The sequence below is a fragment of the Pseudomonas sp. PGPR N4 genome (genome assembly GCF_059693665.1).
On the sequence record NZ_JCAUKV010000008.1, the window covers coordinates 24,270 to 48,200 of the forward strand.

General features: G+C 61.3%; 23 protein-coding genes, 6 tRNA genes and 1 pseudogene. 14 read left to right on the plus strand and 16 right to left on the minus strand.

The window, feature by feature from the left end; all coding sequences use genetic code 11:
* Positions 1-167 precede the first annotated feature (167 nt).
* Entirely contained in the window at positions 168-1,187 is a 1,020-nt protein-coding gene (locus AC58X1_RS23325) for an outer membrane protein assembly factor BamD (RefSeq protein ID WP_497429539.1), read from the minus strand.
* Positions 1,188-1,335: 148 nt separating this feature from the next.
* Between AC58X1_RS23325 and rluD the strand changes: the two genes are divergently transcribed.
* The 8 genes from rluD to AC58X1_RS23365 all read left to right on the plus strand — a co-directional run bounded on the left by rluD (position 1,336) and on the right by AC58X1_RS23365 (position 6,856).
* Positions 1,336-2,298 (plus strand): 23S rRNA pseudouridine(1911/1915/1917) synthase RluD, encoded by a 963-nt coding sequence (gene rluD, locus AC58X1_RS23330; RefSeq protein ID WP_101316237.1) that lies wholly within the window; start codon positions 1,336-1,338, stop codon positions 2,296-2,298.
* A complete protein-coding gene (gene pgeF / locus AC58X1_RS23335; protein ID WP_497429540.1) occupies positions 2,295-3,038 on the plus strand; it encodes a peptidoglycan editing factor PgeF in 744 nt (247 codons plus the stop codon). Before rluD ends, pgeF begins: the two co-directional genes overlap by 4 nt.
* A gap of 292 nt (positions 3,039-3,330) precedes the next feature.
* Positions 3,331-5,895 carry an ATP-dependent chaperone ClpB gene (clpB, locus tag AC58X1_RS23340; RefSeq protein WP_101316241.1) on the plus strand — a complete coding sequence of 855 codons (2,565 nt, stop codon included), beginning with the start codon at positions 3,331-3,333 and terminating at the stop codon, positions 5,893-5,895.
* A 492-nt stretch (positions 5,896-6,387) separates the two neighbouring features.
* Positions 6,388-6,463, plus strand: a tRNA-Asn gene (locus tag AC58X1_RS23345).
* Positions 6,464-6,466: 3 nt separating this feature from the next.
* Positions 6,467-6,543: transfer RNA gene (locus AC58X1_RS23350), tRNA-Pro, on the plus strand.
* Positions 6,544-6,549: 6 nt separating this feature from the next.
* Positions 6,550-6,625: transfer RNA gene (locus tag AC58X1_RS23355), tRNA-Lys, on the plus strand.
* Between the two features lie 72 nt (positions 6,626-6,697).
* Positions 6,698-6,774, plus strand: a tRNA-Pro gene (locus AC58X1_RS23360).
* Positions 6,775-6,780: 6 nt separating this feature from the next.
* Positions 6,781-6,856 (plus strand) — tRNA-Lys (locus AC58X1_RS23365).
* Between the two features lie 50 nt (positions 6,857-6,906).
* Here AC58X1_RS23365 and AC58X1_RS23370 read toward each other — a convergent pair.
* Entirely contained in the window at positions 6,907-7,815 is a 909-nt protein-coding gene (locus tag AC58X1_RS23370; protein ID WP_497429541.1) for an EamA family transporter, read from the minus strand.
* 110 nt (positions 7,816-7,925) lie between these two features.
* Here AC58X1_RS23370 and AC58X1_RS23375 point away from each other — a divergent pair, with 110 nt between their 5' ends.
* Positions 7,926-8,726, plus strand: a complete 801-nt coding sequence (locus AC58X1_RS23375; RefSeq protein ID WP_497429542.1) for an AraC family transcriptional regulator — start codon at positions 7,926-7,928, stop codon at positions 8,724-8,726.
* Positions 8,727-8,775: 49 nt separating this feature from the next.
* Here AC58X1_RS23375 and AC58X1_RS23380 read toward each other — a convergent pair whose 3' ends face one another.
* The 3 genes from AC58X1_RS23380 to AC58X1_RS23390 all read right to left on the minus strand — a co-directional run bounded on the left by AC58X1_RS23380 (position 8,776) and on the right by AC58X1_RS23390 (position 11,088).
* Positions 8,776-10,071, minus strand: coding sequence for an NAD(P)/FAD-dependent oxidoreductase (locus tag AC58X1_RS23380; protein WP_181089067.1), 1,296 nt, complete (start codon positions 10,069-10,071; stop codon positions 8,776-8,778).
* A gap of 81 nt (positions 10,072-10,152) precedes the next feature.
* Positions 10,153-10,326, minus strand: coding sequence for a DUF3094 family protein (locus AC58X1_RS23385; RefSeq protein ID WP_101316250.1), 174 nt, complete (start codon positions 10,324-10,326; stop codon positions 10,153-10,155).
* Positions 10,327-10,458: 132 nt separating this feature from the next.
* A complete protein-coding gene (locus tag AC58X1_RS23390; protein WP_101316252.1) occupies positions 10,459-11,088 on the minus strand; it encodes a DUF1780 domain-containing protein in 630 nt (209 codons plus the stop codon).
* Between the two features lie 251 nt (positions 11,089-11,339).
* Here AC58X1_RS23390 and AC58X1_RS23395 point away from each other — a divergent pair, with 251 nt between their 5' ends.
* The gene (locus tag AC58X1_RS23395; RefSeq protein ID WP_150572779.1) at positions 11,340-12,020 is read left to right on the plus strand and encodes an energy-coupling factor ABC transporter permease; all 681 of its coding nucleotides are present in this window, start codon (positions 11,340-11,342) and stop codon (positions 12,018-12,020) included.
* A gap of 22 nt (positions 12,021-12,042) precedes the next feature.
* On the opposite strand, the gene yacG is transcribed toward AC58X1_RS23395, so the two are convergent.
* From yacG to AC58X1_RS23415, 4 genes are read right to left on the minus strand one after another with little or no spacing between them, the layout of a single operon-like run.
* Positions 12,043-12,243 (minus strand): DNA gyrase inhibitor YacG, encoded by a 201-nt coding sequence (gene yacG / locus AC58X1_RS23400; protein WP_101316256.1) that lies wholly within the window; start codon positions 12,241-12,243, stop codon positions 12,043-12,045.
* Complete coding sequence (coaE, locus tag AC58X1_RS23405; protein WP_101316258.1) at positions 12,240-12,863, minus strand: dephospho-CoA kinase; 624 nt, start codon at positions 12,861-12,863, stop codon at positions 12,240-12,242. Before coaE ends, yacG begins: the two co-directional genes overlap by 4 nt.
* The gene (locus AC58X1_RS23410) at positions 12,863-13,729 is read right to left on the minus strand and encodes a prepilin peptidase (RefSeq protein ID WP_150569981.1); all 867 of its coding nucleotides are present in this window, start codon (positions 13,727-13,729) and stop codon (positions 12,863-12,865) included. Before AC58X1_RS23410 ends, coaE begins: the two co-directional genes overlap by 1 nt.
* Positions 13,730-13,731: 2 nt before the next feature.
* Entirely contained in the window at positions 13,732-14,940 is a 1,209-nt protein-coding gene (locus tag AC58X1_RS23415) for a type II secretion system F family protein (RefSeq protein ID WP_497429543.1), read from the minus strand.
* A 215-nt stretch (positions 14,941-15,155) separates the two neighbouring features.
* Between AC58X1_RS23415 and AC58X1_RS23420 the strand changes: the two genes are divergently transcribed.
* Positions 15,156-15,566 (plus strand): pilin, encoded by a 411-nt coding sequence (locus AC58X1_RS23420; protein ID WP_150569983.1) that lies wholly within the window; start codon positions 15,156-15,158, stop codon positions 15,564-15,566.
* Between the two features lie 120 nt (positions 15,567-15,686).
* Positions 15,687-15,761: transfer RNA gene (locus AC58X1_RS23425), tRNA-Thr, on the plus strand.
* Between the two features lie 321 nt (positions 15,762-16,082).
* On the opposite strand, the gene AC58X1_RS23430 is transcribed toward AC58X1_RS23425, so the two are convergent.
* Positions 16,083-16,841, minus strand: coding sequence for a sulfite exporter TauE/SafE family protein (locus tag AC58X1_RS23430; protein WP_497429544.1), 759 nt, complete (start codon positions 16,839-16,841; stop codon positions 16,083-16,085).
* A 141-nt stretch (positions 16,842-16,982) separates the two neighbouring features.
* On the opposite strand from AC58X1_RS23430, the gene AC58X1_RS23435 reads away from it, so the two are divergent.
* Together AC58X1_RS23435 and AC58X1_RS23440 are read left to right on the plus strand one after the other, a co-directional pair.
* A complete protein-coding gene (locus AC58X1_RS23435) occupies positions 16,983-17,915 on the plus strand; it encodes a LysR family transcriptional regulator (RefSeq protein WP_497429545.1) in 933 nt (310 codons plus the stop codon).
* Between the two features lie 309 nt (positions 17,916-18,224).
* A pseudogene (locus AC58X1_RS23440) lies at positions 18,225-18,335 on the plus strand (glutathione S-transferase); the annotation flags it as partial.
* Positions 18,336-18,402: 67 nt separating this feature from the next.
* Here the strand turns inward: AC58X1_RS23440 and AC58X1_RS23445 are convergent.
* From AC58X1_RS23445 to AC58X1_RS23470, 6 genes are all read right to left on the minus strand, one after another.
* Complete coding sequence (locus AC58X1_RS23445; protein WP_497429546.1) at positions 18,403-19,176, minus strand: amino acid ABC transporter ATP-binding protein; 774 nt, start codon at positions 19,174-19,176, stop codon at positions 18,403-18,405.
* A 77-nt stretch (positions 19,177-19,253) separates the two neighbouring features.
* Positions 19,254-19,994 carry an amino acid ABC transporter ATP-binding protein gene (locus AC58X1_RS23450; RefSeq protein ID WP_497429547.1) on the minus strand — a complete coding sequence of 247 codons (741 nt, stop codon included), beginning with the start codon at positions 19,992-19,994 and terminating at the stop codon, positions 19,254-19,256.
* Complete coding sequence (argH, locus tag AC58X1_RS23455) at positions 19,991-21,493, minus strand: argininosuccinate lyase (protein ID WP_497429548.1); 1,503 nt, start codon at positions 21,491-21,493, stop codon at positions 19,991-19,993. The genes AC58X1_RS23450 and argH overlap by 4 nt, the downstream gene beginning before the upstream one ends.
* A complete protein-coding gene (locus AC58X1_RS23460; RefSeq protein WP_150569989.1) occupies positions 21,463-22,182 on the minus strand; it encodes an amino acid ABC transporter permease in 720 nt (239 codons plus the stop codon). The genes argH and AC58X1_RS23460 overlap by 31 nt, the downstream gene beginning before the upstream one ends.
* A gap of 7 nt (positions 22,183-22,189) precedes the next feature.
* Entirely contained in the window at positions 22,190-22,852 is a 663-nt protein-coding gene (locus AC58X1_RS23465; RefSeq protein ID WP_497429549.1) for an amino acid ABC transporter permease, read from the minus strand.
* Positions 22,853-22,864: 12 nt separating this feature from the next.
* On the minus strand, positions 22,865-23,710 hold the full coding sequence (locus AC58X1_RS23470; RefSeq protein WP_220633047.1) for a transporter substrate-binding domain-containing protein: 846 nt from the start codon (positions 23,708-23,710) through the stop codon (positions 22,865-22,867).
* Positions 23,711-23,931: the final 221 nt, after the last annotated feature.

Here is a 23,931-nt window from a genome sequence, read left to right on the forward strand (position 1 = left end):
TTTTTGTTTTTTCCGACATCGTGCTTGCTGTGTGTAGGAGCGGCCTTGTGTCGCGAAAGGCCTGCGCAGCGGGCGCCAGCAATTCTGCGGCGCTGCGTAGATTGTGGGGCCGCTGCGCAGCCCTTTCGCGACACAAGGCCGCTCCTACAAGGGCAGCCTGTATCAAATCAATCAAACAGACCAAAGGTTGCGTAGCTGAACCACGAACGGCTCTCTTCGGCTTCTTTCGGACCGGCTGGCAGAATCGGATCACCGTCTTCATCTTTAGGCAGCAAGTCTTGCGGAATCTCCGAACGGGCATCCTTGAACTGGCGAACCACGTCCTGATTGGCGCGGGTCTCACCTGGCGGCAGCGGCGTGTCGGTCTCGATCAGGCCCAGGGTCGCCTTGGACAGCCACGAACGCTGATCACCATCAGCTTGCTTGGGCTCGAAGCTGCCGTCGACCAGGCTTGGGTGATCTGGGTAGTTGAGCTTGAGGGTTTCCAGGCTGGTATTGGCCAGGTCGTCCAGGTGCAGATGCTGGTAAGCCTCGACCATCACCGCCAGGCCGTCACCGACCGATGGGGTTTCCTGAAAGTTCTCGACCACGTAACGGCCACGGTTGGCCGCAGCGACATAGGCCTGGCGGCTCATGTAGTAGTCGGCAACGTGGATTTCGTAGGCGGCCAGCAGGTTGCGCAGGTAGATCATGCGCTGCTTGGCGTCAGGCGCGTAGCGGCTGTTGGGGAAGCGGCTGGTCAGCTGGGCGAACTCGTTATAGGAGTCGCGGGCAGCGCCCGGGTCACGCTTGGTCATGTCCAACGGCAGGAAGCGCGCCAGCAGGCCACGGTCCTGGTCGAACGAAGTCAGGCCCTTGAGGTAATAGGCGTAGTCGACGTTCGGGTGCTGCGGGTGCAGCCGGATGAAGCGCTCGGCAGCCGACTTGGCAGCCTCTGGCTCGGTGTTCTTGTAGTTGGCGTAGATCAGCTCGAGCTGGGCCTGGTCGGCGTAACGGCCGAACGGGTAGCGCGATTCCAGGGCCTTGAGCTTGTTGACGGCACTGGTGTAGCTCTTGTTGTCCAGGTCGGCCTGCGCCTGCTGGTACAACTCGGCTTCGCTGAGGTTCTCGTCAATCACTTCCTTGTTCGAGGAACAGGCAGCGGTAAGCCCGAGGAGGGCGATCAGCAGCAGGTGTTTCACTTGCATGGCGGCTTGCGTCCTTTGACGGCCGCTGTCTTGGGCGGTGCCGTCCTGTTATGATGAGCGCCCCCGGGTTGACCCCAGGGCAAAAGAAGCCGTATTTAACCACAAGCGCGCAGTTGAAACCAAAGGCTGTGCGCCAGCCGAATCGAGCATGTCCGAGATCATCCAACTTAGCGAAGAGGTCCCGTCCGAAATGGGCGGCCAGCGCCTCGACCAGATCGCCGCCCAACTGTTCGGCGAGTACTCGCGTTCGCGCCTGACCACCTGGATCAAGGACGGCCGTCTGACGGTCGACGGTCAAGTCGTGCGTCCACGCGATCCGGTCTATGGCGGTGCCAAGCTGGTCCTTGAGGCCGAGCAGGAAGCCCAGGGCGAGTGGATCGCCCAGGACATCCCGTTGAACATCGTCTACGAAGACGAGCAGATCCTGGTGATCAACAAGCCTGCCGGGCTGGTTGTCCACCCGGCTGCCGGGCATGCCGATGGCACCCTGCTCAACGCCTTGCTGCACCACGTGCCAGACATCGTCAATGTGCCGCGTGCGGGCATCGTCCACCGCCTGGACAAAGACACCACCGGCCTGATGGTCGTAGCCAAGACCCTGCAGGCGCAGACCAAGCTGGTCGAGCAGATGCAGAGCCGCAGTGTCAGCCGCATCTACGAGTGCATCGTGATTGGCGTGGTCACCTCCGGTGCCACCATCAACGCCCCGATCGGTCGCCACGGCGGCTCGCGTCAGCGCATGGCGGTGACCGAGACCGGCAAGCCTGCCGTCAGCCACTACCGCGTGCTCACCCGCTTCCGTTCGCACACCCATGTGCGGGTCAAGCTGGAGACCGGCCGTACGCACCAGATCCGCGTGCACATGGCCCACGTCGGCTATCCGCTGATTGGTGACCAGACCTACGGCGGTCGCTTCCGCATCCCGCCTGCGGCCGAGCCGGAAATGGTCACTGCGCTGAAGACCTTCCCGCGTCAGGCCCTGCACGCACGCTTCCTCGCCCTCGATCACCCGCTCACGGGTGAGCGGATGCAATGGAAGTCGGCGCTGCCGGAAGACTTCGTCGGCTTGCTGGAGCTGCTCCAGGAAGACCGCGACAGCTTTATCGGATGAACGGTCTGACGCAGTTGCTGCGCCCTGATTGGCCAGCGCCGGCCACAGTGCGCGCCTGCGTCACCACCCGTGCGGGTGGCATCAGCCTGCCGCCGTACGACAGCTTCAACCTCGGCGATCATGTCGGCGACGACCCGGCTGCCGTCAGCGAAAACCGCCGACGCCTCAGTGAGCAATTTGACATTCATCCCGCCTGGCTCAAGCAAGTCCACGGCGTGCTGGTGGCTGACGCTGACCCGGCGCAGGTAATCGAAGCCGATGCGAGCTGGACCGACCAGGCGCACATTGCCTGTACGGTGATGACCGCCGACTGCCTGCCAGTGTTGTTCTGCGATCGCGCCGGTACCCGCGTTGCCGCAGCCCATGCCGGCTGGCGCGGGCTGGCGGGCGGCGTGCTCGAGGCTACTCTCGAGCGCCTGGCAGTGCCGGCCGATCAGGTGCTGGCCTGGCTCGGCCCGGCCATTGGCCCGAGCGCATTCGAAGTAGGCGAAGAAGTCCGTGACGCCTTCACTGCCGAGCACCCGCAAGCCGCCGAAGCATTCGTGCCGGGTGAGCGTGCGGGCAAACTGCTGGCCGACATCTACCAGCTGGCACGCATCCGCCTTGCGGCGCGCGGCATCACTGCTGTTTATGGTGGTGGCCTGTGCACGGTCAGCGACCCACGCTTCTATTCGTATCGGCGCACCCCGCAGGGTGGGCGCTTCGCTTCGCTGGTTTGGCTCGATCCGCTCTGCGTCTGATTTGAGAGCGCCGGGGCTGCGTTGCAGCCCTTTCGCGACACAAGGCCGCTCCTACGGGGACCGCGTACTACCTGGAGGAGCGGCCTTGTGTCGCGAAAGGGCGCAAGCGCCCCAGCATTGCCAGCTCCTCATGCAGTCATCGTTCTTGTAGGACATTCCCGTAACTGATCTCGATCAACCCCGCTAAGCTTGAAACTCCCAGAATAAGCCTTATCTATTAGTCATCTCTGGCAGGTTTCTTCATCAGGTGTGTCCATCGCTCCGGCCTGCCCTTATTTAGGAAGGTATCCCCATGCGAATAGACCGATTAACCAGCAAACTGCAATTAGCGTTATCTGACTCGCAATCCCTGGCGGTGGGCATGGACCACCCGGCCATCGAGCCGCTGCATCTGCTGCAAGCACTGATCGACCAGCAAGGTGGTTCGATCAAGCCGCTGCTGATGCAGGTCGGCTTTGACGTCAACAGCCTGCGCAAGGCGTTGAGCAAAGAGCTCGACCAACTGCCGAAAATCCAGAACCCGACCGGCGACGTCAACATGTCGCAGGACCTGGCGCGCATGCTCAACCAGGCCGACCGTCTGGCCCAGCAGAAGGGTGACCAGTTCATCTCCAGTGAACTGGTGCTGCTCGCGGCCATGGACGAGAACAGCAAGGTCGGCAAACTGTTGCTCGGCCAGGGCGTGAGCAAGAAAGCCCTGGAAAACGCCATCAATAACCTGCGTGGCGGTGCGGCCGTCAACGACGCCAACGTCGAAGAGTCGCGTCAGGCCCTGGACAAGTACACCGTCGACCTGACCAAGCGTGCCGAAGAAGGCAAGCTTGACCCGGTGATCGGCCGTGACGACGAAATCCGCCGCACCGTGCAGGTATTGCAACGCCGGACCAAGAACAACCCGGTGCTGATCGGCGAGCCTGGCGTGGGTAAAACCGCCATCGCCGAAGGCCTGGCCCAGCGCATCATCAATGGCGAAGTGCCGGACGGCCTCAAAGGCAAGCGCCTGCTCGCCCTGGATATGGGTGCGCTGATTGCTGGCGCCAAGTACCGCGGCGAATTCGAAGAGCGCCTCAAAGGCCTGCTCAACGAGCTGTCCAAGCAGGAAGGGCAGATCATTCTGTTCATCGACGAGCTGCACACCATGGTTGGCGCTGGTAAAGGCGAGGGCGCCATGGACGCCGGTAACATGCTTAAACCGGCACTGGCCCGTGGCGAGCTGCACTGCGTTGGCGCCACCACGCTCAACGAGTACCGCCAGTTCATCGAGAAGGACGCGGCGCTCGAGCGACGCTTCCAGAAGGTGCTGGTCGAGGAGCCGAGCGAGGAAGACACCATCGCCATCCTGCGCGGCCTGAAAGAGCGCTATGAAGTGCACCACAAGGTGGCCATCACCGACGGTGCGATCATTGCCGCGGCCAAGCTCAGCCACCGCTACATCACCGATCGCCAGCTGCCGGACAAGGCCATCGACCTGATCGACGAAGCGGCCAGCCGCATCCGTATGGAGATCGACTCCAAGCCTGAAGTGCTCGACCGTCTCGACCGTCGTCTGATTCAGCTCAAGGTCGAATCCCAGGCGCTGAAAAAAGAAGAAGACGAGGCGGCGAAAAAACGCCTCGAGAAACTTCACGAAGAAATCCAGCGGCTGGAGCGCGAGTACTCCGACCTGGAAGAGATCTGGCAGTCGGAAAAAGCCGAAGTACAGGGCTCGGCGCAGATCCAGCAAAAAATCGAGCAAGCCCGTCAGGAGCTTGAAGCTGCGCGCCGCAAAGGCGACCTGAGCCGCATGGCCGAGCTGCAGTACGGGGTGATCCCGGACCTGGAGCGCAGCCTGCAGATGGTCGACCAGCACGGCAAGAGCGAGAACCAGCTGCTGCGCAACAAGGTCACCGAGGAAGAGATCGCCGAAGTGGTCTCGAAGTGGACCGGCATCCCGGTGTCGAAAATGCTCGAAGGCGAGCGCGACAAGTTGCTGAAAATGGAAGCGCTGCTGCACCAGCGCGTGATTGGCCAGCACGAGGCCGTGACCGCCGTGGCCAACGCCGTGCGCCGTTCGCGGGCCGGGCTGTCTGACCCGAACCGGCCAAGTGGTTCGTTCATGTTCCTCGGCCCGACCGGCGTGGGTAAAACCGAACTGTGCAAAGCCTTGGCCGAGTTCCTGTTCGACACCGAAGAGGCCATGGTGCGTATCGATATGTCCGAGTTCATGGAGAAACATTCCGTGGCTCGCCTGATCGGTGCTCCACCAGGCTATGTAGGTTACGAAGAAGGCGGGTACCTGACCGAAGCCGTGCGCCGCAAGCCGTACACCGTATTGCTGCTGGACGAGGTCGAGAAGGCCCACCCGGATGTATTCAACGTGCTGCTGCAAGTGCTTGAAGACGGTCGCCTGACCGACAGCCATGGCCGTACGGTGGACTTCCGCAACACGGTCATCGTGATGACCTCCAACCTCGGCTCGGCACAGATCCAGGAGTTGGTCGGCGACCGTGAGGCGCAGCGTGCGGCGGTAATGGACGCGGTGGGTAACCACTTCCGGCCGGAGTTCATCAACCGGATCGACGAGGTGGTGGTGTTCGAGCCGCTGGGCCGTGAGCAGATCGCCGGTATCACCGAGATCCAGCTGGGCCGCCTGCGCAGCCGTCTGGCCGAGCGCGAGCTGTCGCTGGAACTGAGCCCGGAGGCGATCGACAAGCTGATCGCGATTGGCTACGACCCGGTGTATGGCGCACGTCCACTGAAACGCGCGATCCAGCGCTGGATCGAAAACCCGCTGGCGCAGTTGATCCTGGCAGGGCAGTTCATGCCGGGGACGACGATTACCGCCAAGGTCGAAGGCGAAGAAATAGTCTTCGAATAAAAAATAATCTTGAGCCCCGCACGTGCGGGGCTTTTTTTTTGAAAATTTTCTGGGTTTTTTTACCCAAAAACGGCTTTGACCCTGAGAAAAACGCCTGCCACGACGATTATTCTGCCCATCCCGAAGCGAGATTCAGCAGCGTTTTCTGCCCTCCAGTTGGCTCGCAGGGCGCTCGTAAGCTACTGATTATCCCAGTAAAACCCCCAGTTTACGGGGGCTCGCGGCAACCCCGTAAAATTATTGAAATTTATGCTTGCATCTAAAATCGAGTGCTCCTAATATACGCCCCGCTGTCAGCCACTAAGCAGATCGCCAGCGGTAACGACGATCTGAAAACAGTTTGCAAATCAGTAAGTTGAATGCAAATTTGGGGTTGACAAGCAAAACGAAGGATGTAGAATAGCCGGCCTCAGAGACGCAAACGCAGAAATGCAGAGTGTTGAAGAGATCGAAGCTTAAACAGCCTTCGAGATCGGAAGATCGAAGTTTAGTTCCGCGATAGCTCAGTCGGTAGAGCAAATGACTGTTAATCATTGGGTCCCTGGTTCGAGTCCAGGTCGCGGAGCCATTTCGGGGTGTAGCGCAGTCCGGTAGCGCGCCTGCTTTGGGAGCAGGATGTCAGGAGTTCGAATCCCCTCACCCCGACCATTTTCCGGGTCGTTAGCTCAGTTGGTAGAGCAGTTGGCTTTTAACCAATTGGTCGTAGGTTCGAATCCTACACGACCCACCAGTAAGATAAGGGTACCTCGACTGAGGTGCCCTTTTTCTTCGTCTAGTGTTTGCTTTTGTACAGTTTCATTTTCGGGGTGTAGCGCAGTCCGGTAGCGCGCCTGCTTTGGGAGCAGGATGTCAGGAGTTCGAATCCCCTCACCCCGACCATATTCCGGGTCGTTAGCTCAGTTGGTAGAGCAGTTGGCTTTTAACCAATTGGTCGTAGGTTCGAATCCTACACGACCCACCATGTAAGAGAAGGGCACCTCGACTGAGGTGCCCTTTTTCTTTGTCTGGATTTTATCTCTGCAGGTTTTCCCGCCTGCCCCCGCCACCTTGCCGACCTGCCTGCACAGCCTTTCCTGGGCGTGCTCCGACGGCGAGCGCCAGCAAGATCAGCAGCATCGACGCCAACCCCAATGCACTTGGCCATTGCCCCAGTATCAGCATCGAACTGACGATGCCGAACAGCGGGATCAGCAGCGACAGCGGTGCTACCTGTGATACCGGGTATTCGCGCAGCAGCAGGTTCCACCCCCAGTAGCAAAACAGCGTCGCGCCGTATACCTGAAACGCCAGCGAAAACAAGGTAAACCCGTGCAACTGGGCCGGCAGTGCGGTGAATGGTGCTGAGCCGTGTGAAAGCCAGGTCAATAGTAATAGCGGGATTGGCGGGAACAGGCTGGCCCAGACCACAAAAGCAAAGATTTCCTGCACCTTCGACTTTTTGATCAGTACATTGCCGATGCTCCAGGCCAGGGCGCTGGCGATTACCAGCGCTAAACCGACAGTGCTGACGGTGCCTGAGCCATCCACCAGCACGCCGAACAGGCCAAGAGCCGCCAGGCATATGCCGATCAGTTGTGGCCGATTCAGGCTTTCGCCAAACCACAATACGCCCCAGCCCAGGGTGAAAAACGCACTCAGCTGAATCAGCAGCGAGGCACTGCCAGGTGGTACGCCCAAGGCGATGCCCTGGTTGATAAGCGCCCACATGGCCACGCCGAAGATCAAGCCGTAGCCGGCCAGCCAGCGAAACCTTACCTGCGGCCGCTTGACCACGAATACCCAAGGCACGGCGGCAAGGCTGAAGCGCAGCGCGGTCAGCAGCAGCGGATCGATCTCGGCCAGGCCGAGCTTGGTGATGGGGAAGTTCAACCCCCAGATGGCCGTGACCATGACGGCCAGGCACAGGTGCTTTTTCTGCATTGTCAGACTTTTCCCGGAACAACGAGCGCACAGGCGCTAGAGCGGGAAATATGCGAGAAATGGCGCTGGCCTGCTTTCAGCTTGAGGCCAACTATCATTAAAATCAGGCCATGAAAGAATCTCTCGGTCTTGATCCTTACCAGAACGTCCCGCGTGATGCGGTGGTGACGGTGCGTGATTACGCCGACGGCCAGGTATTTGCCGCGCACAGCCATCAACGCGGGCAGTTTGCCTACGCCTCATGTGGCGTCATCACCGTGTTTACCGACAGGGGTAATTGGGTGGTGCCGCCCCAGCGGGCTATCTGGGTGCCGGCGCGGCTGGGTCATGCCATGCACATGCGTGGCCCGGTCACCATGCTCAACACCTATATCCGCGAGCCTGCTGCACTGGCTTTGGGCTTGCCGGAGGCGTGCCAGGTGTACGGTGTATCTGCACTGCTACGGCAGTTGCTGGACAAGGCGATTGAGGTCCCTGCGCTGTATGCCGCAGAGGGGCGTGATGGCCACCTGATGGGCCTGTTGTTGCATGAGATCGCGGCCATGCCGGCGCTGTCATTGAATGCGCCACTGCCGCATGAGCCGCGGCTGGCGCAGGCCTGCCGTGAGTTTCTCGAGCAGCCTTCATTGGAGGTCGGCATTGACGCCATGGCCCAGCGCACGGCCATGAGCCGGCGCACGTTCACCCGCGTGTTCAGGGCGCAGACCGGCATCAGCTTCATCGAATGGCGGCAACAGGCTTGCCTGCACGCGGCGGTGATCAGGTTGGGCAACGGCGAGCCAGTCACGCAGGTGGCAATAGCGCTTGGCTACAGCAGCTCAAGTGCCTTTGCGACTGTTTTCAAGCGGGTGTTGGGCGAGGTGCCGAGCCGTTATATGGCGGAGTCAGCAAGCGGCAGGAGAGGCGGTTAGCGAGGCGTAGCCACCGGGGCCGCAAGGCTGCGGCCCGGCAGTTTTTACATCAGTGCAGCTTGAGTCGCGGTTCGGTGCCGCGGCCGATCTTGCTGCCAATCATCAGCATCGCCGTGCGGAATGCGCCATACAGCGCCATCTGGTGCATGCGGTACAGCGACACATAGAACATCCGCGCCAGCCAGCCTTCCAGCATCACGCTGCCGGTCAGGTTACCCATCAGATTGCCCACTGCCGAGAAGCGCGACAGCGAGACCAGCGAGCCGTAATCCTTGTAGGCATAGGTTGGCAGCGGCTTGTTCTCCAGGCGCGCTTTCAGGCTCTTGGCCAGCATTGAGGCCTGCTGGTGCGCAGCCTGCGCGCGAGGCGGCACATTGCGGTCGCTACCCGGCTGTGGGCATGCAGCGCAGTCGCCAAAGGCGAAGATATCGTCATCCAGTGTGGTCTGCAGGGTAGGGCGCACCACCAGCTGGTTGATCCGGTTGCTTTCCAGGCCGTCGATATCCTTGAGGAAGCCCGGCGCGCGAATACCTGCCGCCCACACTTTGAGGCTGGCCTGGATGACTTCGCCGGAGGCGGTTTTCAGGCCATCTTCGGTCACTTCACTGACCGAGGCGTTGGTCAGCACCGTTACCCCGAGTTTCTCCAGGGTCTTGTGCACTGGCACGCTGATGCGCTCAGGCAATGCCGGCAACACCCGCGGGCCGGCTTCGATGAGGGTGATGTGCATGTCTTGCGGCTGGATCTTGTCCAGGCCGTAGGCTGCCAGCTCGTGCGCGGCGTTGTGCAGCTCAGCGGCCAGCTCGACGCCCGTGGCGCCGGCACCGACGATGGCCACGCTGATTTTTTCGCCCGCTGCATTACCGGCATGGGCGCGCAGGTAGTGATTGAGCAACTGCTGATGGAAGCGCTCGGCCTGCTTGCGGCTGTCGAGGAACAAGCAGTGCTGCGCCGCGCCCAAGGTGCCGAAATCATTGGTATTGCTGCCAACTGCAATTACCAGGGTGTCGTAGCCTAGGGTGCGCGCTGGCAGCAGCTCGCGGCCGTCTTCATCGAGGGTGGCCGCCAGCTGGATCTGCTTGCTCTCACGCTCCAGACCACTCATGCGGCCGAGCTGGAAGTTGAAGTGGTTCCATTTGGCCTGGGCGACGTAGTTGAGCTCGTCTTCCGAAGAGTTCAGCGAGCCGGCCGCCACTTCGTGCAGCAGCGGTTTCCAGATGTGGGTCAGGTTGGCGTCGACCAGGGTGATTTCGGCCTTTTTGCTCTTGCCCAGGCTTTTACCCAGGCGGGTCGCCAGTTCCAGGCCGCCGGCGCCGCCGCCGACAATCACGATGCGATGTGTCATGGAGATATCTCATAAGGTTAAACGAATGCTTGGCCCTGAGGGCCGGCGTCGTGGCCGAGGGGAGGGCGAGCGCAACGCAGCTCATAGCACCAGTCCACTCAACAAACGACTCAAGAGGCCCAGACCGATGGTCACTGCCACCACCAGCGCCAGGAGCAGCCACGGCCGAAAAGGCCTGCGCTCGACTTGGTGCTGAGGGGCTTTGAGATACTCATCGACGCGACGCTGATCTTCAGGATTCAGGCGGCTGGTCATGGTGGGCCTCGTCAGATAGACGCTTGAGACTGCACGAACGCTACAGGGTTCGTGCACCAGGCAGCAACGAATGATAATACTTTCTGTGTATGCCGCCGAGTGTACGCCGCTGCAAAGACTCTCGGCAGTGGATCAAAGACTGATCCCGACATCGAAAACGATACTGCGTCCCAGGTTACCGCGCAGAAAATCCGGCGCGTCCGGGTGGGCGAACAGCACCCGGGCAAAGGTTGGTCCGACCAGCGACAACGACCGCCAGCCCTGGCGCAGGTATTCGGTCGGCGGCGGGAAATGGCTGTTCAGGTCGAGCACTTCACGCTTGAGGCTGGCAAAAGCGATGATATCCAGCTCGTTCAGCTCCAGGCCGCGCTCGCGGTAATTGTGGGCTTTCTTGCGCAAGGTCGGTGCCAGGCGCAGCAGCAATTCCTGCGCGCTGATGCGTCTGGGCCGGGCTTCGCGGCGTACCAGCTGGCTCAGCGAGAAAGCACTGCGCCGCCGTTGCAGCTCTTCGCGCCACTCGTCATTCAGGCGCCGACCCTCATCGAGCACGAAAAATACCTCGAATGCCGCGTCGCGAAACAGCACGTCCGGCGGCTCCTGCCCGGCGGGGGTGAAGTCTTCGTTGCGGTAGGGAATGTTCAGCCCCTGCAGCAGGCGCTGGCAGACCCAACGCTCGCGTTCCCATTTGCGGGCATTGGACAGAAAGGCATTGGCCTGTTCGGCCTGGATAGTAAGCAGGCGCAGGTAATCTGAGTCATCCATGGCTCAAGCTTAGCCGCTAATCTGTGAAGGTAAGATGTTGTTTACCGATGTAAATCAGCCCACCTCCAGGTCAACGCGGTCCCGTAGGAACGGCCTTGTGTCGCGAAAGGCCAGCGAAGCTGGCCCGGCGATATCAGCGGCGAAGCTGAAAATGTGGGGCCGCTGCGCAGCCCTTTCGCGACACAAGGCCGCTCCTACGCCGAGCGCGCCAGGTTTGGAAGAATGGATAGTCAACACAGGAGACATCAAACGTGATCAGCGCACAGGTCCTGTCCACCACCAGCCTCACCCTCGGCTGGCTGGCCTACCTGCCACTGCTGCTCTGGGCCATATCGCGCAGCAGCTGGATCGAACTGTGCAGCGATCGTCGCCGCCAACACCTGCTGTTCGGCGCGATATTCGCCTTGTTTGCGTTATGGCTGGTTCGTCGCGACTTCGACACCGGCGTCTCCTACCACTTCATCGGCATGACTGCCGTAACCCTGCTGCTCGACTGGCCGTTGGCGATCATCGCCGGCTTCATCGCTCAACTCGGGCTGTTGTCGCTCGGCCGGCAGGATTGGGCCGCGCTCGGCATCAACGGCCTGCTGATCGTCGGCCTGCCGGTGCTGGTTACCGAAACCTGCGCGATCCTGGTCGAGCGGGCGCAGCCGCGTAACCTGTTCATCTATATCTTTTCAGGCTTTTTCGCCGCTGCGCTGTCAGCCCTGCTGTGCCTGACGGCTGCGCTGGGCCTGCTCTGGGTCGATGGCCTGTTCGCCATGCCCGAGTGGCTGACGGACTTTGTCGGTTACCTGTGGCTGATGATGTTTCCCGAAGCCTTTATCAACGGCATGGTCATCAGTGCGCTGGTGGTGTTCTGCCCGGAATGGCTGGAGACCTTCAACCGCACCCGCTACCTGCAGGCGCCGTGGAAGGATGACGAGCGCTGAGGCCCATCACCCAGGCATGGACTCAGTGACGCGGCTCCAGATCAGCCGAATACAACTCATCTTCCGATTCCGGCGCGCCGGCAATCTTGTGTTCCTCAGCCGCCCAGGCGCCAAGGTCGATCAATTTACAGCGGTCGGAGCAAAACGGCCGGTTGACGCTGGCCTCGGTCCATTCCACAGGTGCGCCACAGGTTGGGCAATCAACGGACAACGGCTGGCTCATGGCTGGCCTCCTCGTAAAGTCAGGTAAAAGTGGTGCAACTGGTCGATCTGCTCGTGCAGCCAAGGCACATCACGATCATTCACCAGCACATCGTCGGCATGCCGCAAACGCTCCTCGCGGGTCGCCTGAGCCGCCAGAATCGCCTGCACCTGCTCAGGGCTGGTGCCGTCGCGCTGCAATGTACGCTGCACTTGTAGCGCCTGCGGCACATCGATCACCAGCACGCGCTGGGTCTTGCGATACTGCCCCGACTCGATCAACAGCGGCGAAACATACACCGCATAGGGCGACTCGGCCTTGGCCAGGTAGCTGAAGATCTCCTGCCCGATCAAGGGGTGCAGCAACGCTTCAAGCCAGCGCCGCTGTTCAGGGTCGGCAAAAATCAGCTGGCGCAGTGCCGCTCGATCGAGCTGGCCATCGCCTTGCAGCACGCCCGCGCCAAAGCGCTCGACGATACTGGCCAACGCTGGCCGCCCAGGCTCGACCACCCAGCGCGCAGCCTGATCAGCGTCGACCAGGTGCACACCCAGCTCGACAAAACGCTCGGCCGCAGCGCTCTTGCCACTGCCGATGCCGCCGGTCAGGCCCAGGATCCAAGGGGAAAACGCCGCAGTGGTCATCAGATTCCAAGCAGTTGCAGGTAAGAGGCGTACATTTCATCACCCCAGAGCACAGCAATCCACCCCGCAATTGCCAGATACGGACCAAACGGCATCGCCGTGCCCAGCGAAGCGTTACGCCAACGCAGCAAACACAGGCCGATCAACGCCCCCACCAGCGATGACAACAGCAGCGTCAACGGCAGCACCTGCCAGCCACCCCAGGCGCCGAACAACGCCAGCAGCTTGAAGTCGCCATAGCCCATGCCGTCCTTGCCGGTCACCAGCTTGAATAGCCAGAACACCGTCCACAGGCTCAGGTAGCCCATCACCGCGCCCCACAGCGCGTCCGGCAACGGCACGAACATACCCGTGGCATTGAGCATCAAACCGATCCACAGCATCGGCAGCACCAGCACATCGGGTAGCAACTGATGCTGGCTGTCGATCAAGCTCAATGCCAGCAGGCACCAGGTCAGTAACAGCGCAGACAGCGCCTGCAGCCCAGGCCCGTAGTGCCATGCCACCACCAGCGACAGCCCGGCGCAGGCCAGCTCCACCAGCGGGTAACGCCTGCTGATCGCTCCCTTGCAGCCCGCGCATTGCCCCCGCAGCAGCAGGTAACTGAGCACAGGAATATTCTCCCAAGCCCGGATCCGATGCCCACAGTGCGGGCAATGCGAAGCCGGCAGCGCCAGATCAAACCGCCCATGTTCGGCGACCGGCAACTCCAGCACCTCCTGCGCTTCACGCTGCCACTGCCGTTCCAGCATGATCGGCAAACGGTGCACCAACACATTGATGAAGCTGCCCACCAGCAAGCCCAGCAGTGTCGCCAAACAGGTGAAATAAACCGGCTGTGCGGTCAAAAGCGTCCACAGATTCATATTCAGACCAAACTACCCAACTGGAAAATCGGTAGATACATCGCCACCACCAAACCACCGACCAGTACCCCGAGGATCAGCACGATGGCCGGCTCGAGCAGGCCGGTCAACTGATCCAGCGCCTGGCTCACCTGCTCTTCATAATGACTGGCGGCCTTGCCCAGCATCTGGTCCAGCGTGCCACTGGATTCGCCGATGGCCGCAAGCTGCACCAACAACGGCGGAAACAACCGATCCGCACTCATCGCCTGATGCAACCCCAGCCCATTGGCCATGCCCTGACGCAAACGCAGGATCGCCTGCTCATGCACCACGCCACCACTGACCGACGCCACTGTCGCCAACGCATCCAGCAATGGCACCCCCGCTGTGTACGCTGTGCCCAAACTGCGGGCAAAACGCGCCAGTGCCGCCTGCGCCAGCAACCGCCCCAGCACCGGCACCTCAAGTACCCGCAAAGATATCCACAAGCGCGCCACAGCGTTGTGCCGATACAGCCAACGCAGCGCCACTGTGGATAACACCACCAATGCCCCCAGCCAAGGTGCATGCCGCGCCAGCCCTGTGGACAAGTCCAGCACCCACTGGGTGAACGCCGGCAAGCTCTTGTCAAAACCGGCAAACAACCCCTGAAAGCGCGGCACCACCTCCAGCAGCAGCAGCGCCGAAACCCCCAGCCCCGTCAGTAACAACAGCAACGGATAAATCATCGCCTTGCGCACCCTCCGCTGCAGCGCCTGACGCTGCTCCAGCATGTTCGCCAGCTCCTCCAGCTGCCCATCCAGCTTCCCTGACTGCTCACCCACCCGCACCAGGTTGCAGTACAGCCGATCAAACCAAAGCGGCTGGCGCTGCAACGCATCCGCCAATCCCAACCCCGCTGCCACATCCTGCTGCAATTTCACCAGCAACCGCCCCAGGCCCTCGTCGCCACCACTGCGCCCCATCACCTCAAACGCCTGCAACAACGGCACCCCCGCCTTCAGCAGCGTCGCCAACTGCCGACTGAAGCCCGCCGCATCCGGCTTACCCCGCCGCTGCGGCCAACTCAGCTGCCAGCCACCAACCGGACGCAGCCGCGCAATGCTGATGCCCTGCCGCACCAGCCCAGCCCGCACCCACGCCGGGCTGCGCCCCTCGCACTGGCCGCTGACCCGGGCACCGCTGCGGTCGGTGCCCTCCCAGATGTAAATACGCGATGTGGTACTCATGCACAGCTCCTTGCGGCTGATGCGACAAGCCCGGTAACAGCTTGCCGCGCCCATCCATGGGCGGGTTGTGAAGATGCTCACTAGAGTAGTTCAGCGAACATGACGTCCAGCCGAGCAGGGGTGACAAAAGGTGTCTGTTGAGGCCTACTGCGCGCCTGCCAGGCTGACGTCCACAGTGGATGAAGGCTCAGCCGAATCAACAAGGAAACGCGTTCATGAAAGCCCAACAAGGCATCACCCTGATCGAACTGATGATCGTCGTCGCAATCATCGGCATCCTCGCCACCATCGCCGTGCCGATGTACACCAATCACCAGGCACGTACCAAAGCCGCGGCTGGGTTGCTGGAGATATCCGCGCTGAAGACCGCGATGGACTTGCGCCTGAACGAAGGCAAGGACGTGCCCGATGTGGCTGCGCTCGGTGGACAGGCGACTACTGCGCATTGTGCAATTGCTGCCAGTGGCGCTGCGGCTACCGGGGTAGGGAGTATTGCCTGCACGCTGGTGGAAGCGCCGGGGAATGTGGTGGGCAAGGTGATTACCCTGAGCCGGTCGGCGGCGGGGTGGGTTTGTAGTACCGGTATTGAAGAGGATTTGGCGCCTTCGGGGTGTAAGGCTGGCTGAGGCCGTGCTTCGGTCTGTTGCCCTCCGCGCGGGCGGTCTTGAGCTGTGAATCGCGCCTGCGGGATTGAGGAGAAGTAGGGGTTTGCCTAAGCGTTGCGGCTAGTGGTACGTTCGCAACACGCCGGTGTAGCTCAGTCGGTAGAGCAGCGCACTCGTAACGCGAAGGTCGCAGGTTCGATTCCTGTCTCCGCACCATGACATCAGATTACAGAAGTCTGAAACTTTCCAAGCAATACCCAAGAGCCCGCCTACTGCGGGCTTTGCTGTTTCTGATGTCCTCGTTTAGAAGTCTGTTCACGGAGCCGCCGGCCTGCGCAGGCCAGCAAGTTGAAGTGCTGGCGTCTGTCCACACCCACCGGCCAGGAGTCCGTTTTATGCCTACAGATCTGGACGCGTTGCCTTCAAGTGGTCACGACTGCAAAAGTTACGAAGCGAGGAGGCAGCATCCGGTCGCTACTTTTTCAAAGCCTGTCAGCCAGGGGTATAACTGCGAGTCGTTGCGAAAAGACCAGAGATCTAGAGGAACACGTCGTAAGACAGTTTGCTGATCAGGATCAGTAATAACACCAGGAATAGCGCGCGGACAAAAGGCACGCCTTTGTGAACCGCCAGCCAGGTGCCAGTGAGCGCTCCGAGAATGTTGAACGCAGCCATGGGGATCGCGATCAGGTAGAGCACGTTACCCGTCGGAATGAAGAACATCAGTGCCGCGATATTGGTAGCGATGTTCACGAGTTTCGCCGATGCCGAGGCGTGCAGAAAGTCGAAGGCGAAGCAGCGGATAAACAAAAAGATCAGGAAGCTGCCAGTGCCCGGACCGAACAGGCCATCGTAAAAACCGATGGCGCCGCCGATGACGATCGCCAGCAGTTTTTCCCTGGTACCGATGCGCATCGGTTTATGCAGGGCGCCGAAGTCTTTTTTCCAGAAGGTGTAGATCGCCATCAGCACAATCAGCACCAGCACTGCCGGCCGCATCACTGACTGCGGTACGAAAGATACCGTGGCGGCGCCTAAGAACGCCATGACAAAGGCCGCACAGGCCGCAGGGATCACAAGCCCCCAGTCGATCACCACCTTGCGTATGAAGGAGCGAGCCGCGAATGCTGTACCGCAGGCGGCCGCGACCTTGTTGGTACCCAGCAGCGCTGCCGGTTGAGCGCTGGGTAGTACGTTGAACAGTGCGGGTATCTGGATCAGTCCGCCGCCGCCCACCGCCGCATCGATCAGGCCGGCAGCGAAAGCGAACACGCAAAGGATGACAATATCGACCATGAACTAAGGCTCTGACTATCTAGGTGGGGGGCGCATATCGCTGCAACCAGAGGACATGCTGATCTGCCTGACGGGAAGGTTAACGGAAGGGCTTTTTCTGTGTTGCAATGCCGCATTGTGAAAAGTGCAATGAGGTGGAGCGTGGCATTGAACATGTTGGCGGAACTTGAAGCCTTTGCGGCCGTAGCTCGCAAGCGCAGCTTCGTCGCCGCGGCACGTGCCTTGGGACGCTCCCCTAGTGCACTGACCCGCGCCATTCAAGCCCTGGAGGAAAGTGTCGGGCTCAAGTTGTTCAATCGCTCGTCCAATACCGTGAGCCTGACTGAGGCGGGTGAGTGCTTGTTACCCCACGCCTACAGAATGCTCGAACTGCAACGCGAGGTGGATGAAGACCTGGCCGGTCTCAGCGGCCTGGCCTCCGGCTGGATCCGTTTTTCCGCCCCCGAGGTACTTGGACATGGGGTATTGCCTAGGTTGATCGCGCAGTACTGCGAGCGTTATCCGGAGGTCAATATCGATGTGATTTTCACCGATGAGCTGCTCGATCCGGCCAAGAGCAAGCTGGACTTCTCGATCCGCGGGGCATTTCCACAATCCAGCGACTTGATCGGTTTCCCGCTCTGGAGTTACGCACGCCATCTGTATGCCGCCCCCGGGTACCTGGAGCGCAAAGGCGTGCCCGACTCTATCGAGGCGCTGGAGTCGCATTCGCTGATCCTGCATACGGCGCCGCGGATTCTCAAAGAGTGGAATTTTCGCTGCGACGGGCAGGCCATCAGCTTTCGGGTTCATCCCAAATTTCGTTTTAGTTCTGGTCTGGCGGTCTTCCAGGCAGCCTTGGCGGGCGTCGGGATCGCCCGCTTGGCGGATTGGATGGCTGAGCCCGAAGTGGAAGCGGGGCGCTTGGTGCGGGTTTGCCCTGACTACAAACTCACCTCCAGCAGCGGCGAGAGCCCACAGATGCATGCGGTTTACCCGGCCGCAAATCTGCCGCTGCGGGTGAGGGCGTTGCTGGAAATGATTCGTGGCGTGGGTGAGAGCCCGAAATATAGCCGCGGCACAACACTGATATGAGATTACAGGGCGTTCAGCCCGGCGGTATGTCTGACGTCAGTACGCGCATTGTCAAACATGGCCATATCTTGTGATCTGTGTGCTTGAGGCCATACCCTGAGCGCCGGAACCCGTCGTGGTGCTTTCACAGGGGCAGGTATCGATACCTGCAAAGCTACGAAGCAAAAGTCGAGGCCATGGCCGGCGATCCGGTGCGGATCGTCGCGCGATATGCCGGGACGACGCGATCACCCATGCTCCGCCGCCAACATTGATCTGAACTGAGAAATGCTCTCTGCAGATAGCCTGGCACCTTCAAATCAAACGGGTGCGGTGCCCGAGGAGTGCGGGGTTCTGCGTGAGCGGCACGCGCGCATGCAGGAACGCCCCAGCGTGCAGGAATGGCGAGCAATGGTGCAGCGTGGAGCGCCGCAAAAGTGAAGTGGTTACCGCGCACGCGGGGTCGATGACAGCCACCCCGGCTCAACACGAGGTGCTGTACTGCTGATCAGTGCAGTACCTGACTCAAGAACAATCGACTCCGCTCACTCTGCGGATTCTCAAAAAACTCCCTGGGCGTAGCCTCCTCAACAATCTCCCCCTGATCCATAAATACCACCCGGTGCGCCACCGTCCGGGCAAAGCCCATCTCATGCGTCACGCACACCATGGTCATGCCGTCTTCGGCCAGGTCGACCATGGTCTGCAGCACTTCCTTGACCATCTCCGGGTCCAGCGCCGAGGTGGGTTCGTCAAACAGCATGATCTTTGGCTTCATGCACAACGCCCGGGCAATCGCGACGCGCTGTTGCTGGCCGCCTGAAAGCTGGCCGGGGTATTTATGCGCCTGTTCGGGAATGCGCACCCGTTCCAGGTAATGCATCGCCACCGCCTCCGCCTCCTTGCGCGGCATCTTGCGCGCCCACATCGGGGCGAGGGTGCAGTTCTGCAGGATGGTCAGGTGCGGAAACAGGTTGAAGTGCTGGAACACCATGCCGACTTCGCGGCGGATGGTTTCGATCTGTTTGGCATCATTGGTCAGCTCGGTGCCGTCGACGACGATGCGGCCTTGCTGGTGTTCTTCGAGGCGATTCAGGCAGCGAATGGTCGTCGATTTGCCCGAGCCAGACGGGCCGCACAGCACGATGCGTTCACCTTGGCGCACGCTGAGGTTGATGCTCTTCAGTACCTGGAACTCGCCATACCACTTGTTGACGTTCTCCATCTGGATCATGGTCTGTGCGCCCAGTGGATCAAGGGCTTTGCCGGTCGCTTGACTCATTTGAAACTCCTTGCCGGAGCACAGGCGCGCCGTCCCGGTGGAGGCGGGCACGCCGGGTGTGGAAGAGGATGTTGAAGTCAGTGCAGGACGCTTTCCAGGAACTGCCGGGTGCGAGGCTCCTTCGGTGCGCTGAAGATTTCCGCCGGCGGGCCCATTTCGATGATCTTGCCGCCGTCGAAGAACACCACGCGGTCGGCCACTTCCCGGGCGAAACCCATTTCGTGAGTGACAACGATCATGGTCATGCCCTCGGCCGCGAGGCCTTTCATCACGTTCAGCACGTCACCTACGGTCTCCGGATCGAGCGCGGAGGTGGGCTCGTCGAACAGCATCAGCTTGGGTTTCATCGCAAGAGCCCGCACGATCGCCACCCGCTGTTGCTGGCCGCCGGACAGCTCCGCCGGGTAGTGCTCGGCCTTGTGCCGCAGGCCAACGCGGTCGAGCAGGGCGAGGGCGTGAGCCTGGGCTTCTTGCTTGTTCGAGCGCTTGAGCTTGACCGGGGCGAGCATCATGTTCGCCAGCACGCTCATGTGCGGGAACAGGGTGTAGTCCTGAAACACCATGCCCACCTCTTCGCGCAGCCTGGCCAAAGCCTTGCGGTCACCGGCATTGGCCGAGTCGCCATTGGCGATTACCACGGTACCGAGGGTCGGCTCTTCCAGGCTGTTCAGGCAGCGGATGAAGGTCGACTTGCCCGAGCCGCTGGGGCCGATGATGACCACCACTTCACCTTGGCGAACGTCCATGTCCACGCCCTTGACCACCTCGTGCGCGCCGAAGCTTTTGTGCAGGTCGCGAACCGTCAGGATCGTGCTCATACGCCCGCCTGTGCCCGGGTCAGGGTTTGCAGGTTGAGGTTGGCCGCGCTGAGGCGCTCGCGGCGCTGCTGGTTGGCAATGCGCTCGGCGCTCAGGCGCTCGCTGGCACGTGCCAGGCTGGGCTTGAGTGAGCCGAGCGAGGGGCCGCCTGCGGAGCTGCGACCTTGCACGTTGCTGACCGGGTCGAGGCAATCACGGACTTTCTGCTCGGGCAGGTTGAGGGCGTGGCCCAGTTGCTCGAGGGCGCAGGCATCGACCATCTGCGTGGTGATCTGGTTGGCCGGCAGGCCCTGGTCCATGGCCATGCGCACCACGCCGCCGACCACATGGTGGGCTTCGCGGAACGACAGGTCGACTTCGCGCACCATCAGGTCGGCAAGGCCGGTGGCGGTGGAGAAGTCTTCACCGGCGCGGCGTACCGCCAGGTCGATGTTGGGCGTTGCGGTGCGCAGCACCAGGTCGAGCAGTTTCAGGCAGCGTAGAGTTTCTTCGGCGGCTTCCCAGAAGCCGCGGGTGCCTTCGCGGTTGCCGTCGCCGGTGTGGGAAAAGTTGGTGCCCTTGATGCTCACGCTGGCGCCCATCAGCAGGCCGACGATGTGCCCGCTGCGGCCCTTGAGGTACTCGAGCACGGTGGGGTTTTTCTTTTGCGGCATGATGCTGGAGGTGGCGGCGACGCTGTCGGGGAAGTCGATGAGGTTGAACTCATGGGTGCTCCAGACAAAGTAGTCCTGCGCGACGCGGCTCCAGAACACCGCCAGGTGACTCAGGTGCGACAGGCTTTCGAGCAGGAAGTCGCGTGAGCCGATGGCGTCCAGCGCGTTGTCCAGGTAGCCGTCGAAGCCGAGCAGCTCGGCGGTGCGTGCGCGGTCGATGTCGAACGGCGTGCCGGCGAAAGCGGCTGCGCCGAGTGGACACTGGTTCATCGACTCCAGAGTCTGGATCAGGCGTTTGCTGTCGCGCTCCAGCGCCTGTTCCACCGCGCTCAGGTAGTAGCCGTAGGTGATCGGTTGCGCCGGCTGCAGGTGGGTGTAGCCGGGCATCACCACTTCGGCGTACATCGCGGCGCAGCGCAGGGCCGTGGCGCGCACGGTCACCAGTTCATCGATCAGGTCCATCAACAACTCGCGGCAGCGCAGGCGGTCGAGTGTGGCGAGGATGTCGTTGCGGCTGCGACCGGTGTGCAGGCGCCCGCCGATGTCGGCGCCGATCTGTTCGATCAGGTGCGCTTCGTAGTTGAAGTAGGCGTCTTCGCGGGACGGGTCCAGCTCGACCGCATCCGCCCCGGCCTGCTCCATGTCCAGCACACCCTTGGCCAGCGCACTGGCATGTTCGCCGCGAATCAGCCCCTGTTCGGCAAGCATCAGGATGTGCGCCTTGTTGACGTTGCCCAGGTTGGCGAAACCGCTGGCGAAGCCTTCCAGGCGCGGGCGATAGATGTACTCGTTGACTTCCGGCGCGGTGCTTTCTTTCAGACGCCGACTGACTTTGGATTCTTGCATGTTGGAACCTCTCCAATGGAAGTACGTACCGCCGGGCGGCCCAGACGACGTTCGAGATAACGGCTAAGCCAGGTCAGTGCCGAGCAGATGACGAAGTACACCAGCAACACCACGGCGTAGACCGAGAAGGCCGGGCTGACGCCGGTCATGACGGTTTCTCGTTCGATGATGATCTGGCCGACCTTGAGGAATTCGCCTACACCGACCAGGGCACCCAGCGACGTGGCTTGCACCAGGATCGTCAGCAGCCCGGTATAGGCCGGCAGAATGGCTTTCATCGACTGCGGCACGATCACGTGCAGGTAGATCTGCCATGGGCGCAGGCCCAGGGCCCAGGCGCTTTTCCACTGGTGTCGGGACACCGACTCCAACCCGCCCCGCACGATCTCGATACCGTTGGCGCTGCCCCACAAGGTCAGGCCGACGGTGACCGCGGCGAATGGGCTTAGATCGACGCCGAACATCGGCGCGCCGAAGAAGATGAAGAACACGTTGACGATCAGCGGAATGGAGCGGAACAGCTCCACATAGGCGTGAATCGTCCACCACAGCACGCGGTTCTTGACCGTGGCCAGTACGCCGAGCACGGCCGAAATCAGCGTGGTGAACAACAGCACCACCAGCGCCAGCTGCAGGGTCATCAACAACCCTTTTAAAACGAAGCTCCAGTTTTCGAAGATGAAGTTCATGCTCGCCTCACTGCCGGAAAGGGCGTTGTAAGTGGGCGGAAAGGCGCGCAGTCAGCAGCGCGAGCACGCCGACCAGCACCAGGTACATGACGCAGATGGCCGTGAACATCTCGATGGCGCGAAAGTCCGTGGCGATGCGGTCCACCGCGACGAAGGTCAACTCCGCCAGGCCGATGGCCTGCAGGTACGAAGAGTTTTTCAGCAGCGAGATCGCGGTGTTGAGCATCGCCGGCAGGCTGGTGCGAAACGCGATCGGCAGGGCGATCAGGGCAAAGTACTGCGCCGGCTTGAAGCTGAGTGCCAGGCTCGCCTCGCGCATGCCGCGCTCCACGGTGGCCAGGCCGCCGCGGATGTTCTCGATCTGATAAGCCCCAGCCCACAGTGACAGGCACACCACCCCCGACCAGAACAGCGACAACCCTAAGCCAATGGCCGGCAGACCGTAGAAGATGAAGAACAACTGCACCAGGATCGGCGTATTGCGGATCAACTCCACGTACAGCACCACGGCCTGCGACAGCACCGGCACTTTCATCACCCGCACCGCGCCGCCCAGCACACCGATCAGCATTGAAAAGAAGATGGCCAGCGCGGTGATCTTCAGCGTCATCAACACGCCGTCGAGCAGCGCAGGCCACTGCGCTATCAAGTAATGGATGTCGAAATCCATGATCGCGGCCGATCAGAGCGATTCGGCAGGTTTGGCCTGCTCGAACACACTGATGTAATAGCCCTGGATATTCTTCGGTACGAACTGCTCTACCCAGCCGCGGTACAGGTGCTCTTCACGCATGCGCAGCACCGCCGCGCTGAGGAAGTCGCGCCACTGCTCTTCGTTCTTGCGCACACCGATGGCCGCGTCGGAGATCTGGAACGGTTCGCCGATCAGGCGGGCGTCCTTGTCGTTGTCGGCCACCACCACCAGCGTTGCGGCGTCGTGGGTGTAGGCATCGGCGCGGCCTTGGCGGAAGGCTTGCAGGGCATCGGCGGCGCTGTTCATGCGCAGGGTTTTCACGTCGGGCATGTGGTCTTCGAACCACTTGGCCTGCACCGAGCCCTTGAGCGTGGCGAGGGTCTTGCCCTTGAGGTCGGCGATCTTCTGTGCCGGGCTGTCCTTCTTCACCACCACGTCACTCGCGCCCCAGCGGTACGGCGTGGTGAAGTCGATCACGCGCTGACGCTCCGGGGTTACGCCGAGGGTGGCGATGAGGAAGTCGACCTTGCGCCCGAGCAGTTGTGGCACTCGGTTTTCGGCAGTCACGCAGGTAAAGCTGACCTTGTCCTTGGAGCCCAGGGCCCACAGTGACACCTGCTTTGCCATCTCTACTTCGACGCCGGCAAAGTCGCCCTTGTTGTCTTGATAGCCATAAGGCGGCTGGTCGCAACGCACGCCAGCTCGCAGCTGGCCTGCCTCTTTGATAGCTGCAGGAACGGCCGGCAAGTCGACGGCCTGTGCGGTGGACACCGCCGCCATGGACACGCACGAAAGGGCCAGTGCAGCGCTTAGTTTTTTATACGAGAACGACATGATGCCTCCTGATTACCGGGCTGCATCGCCCCACTGGCGTGCGGCGAAACGATGAGTACAAGGGCAGACCTGAAATGAAGCTTGAGCACCGGTTTTGTTTTTGTTGTTGCGGGTATGCGCTCGGTTGGCATCGCGCTGCATCGGGGCAGACGTCGATGTAGATCTAGTTATAAAATCTTCGGGTCATGCAATCAAATGACAATCCATCAACCAGTCATGCA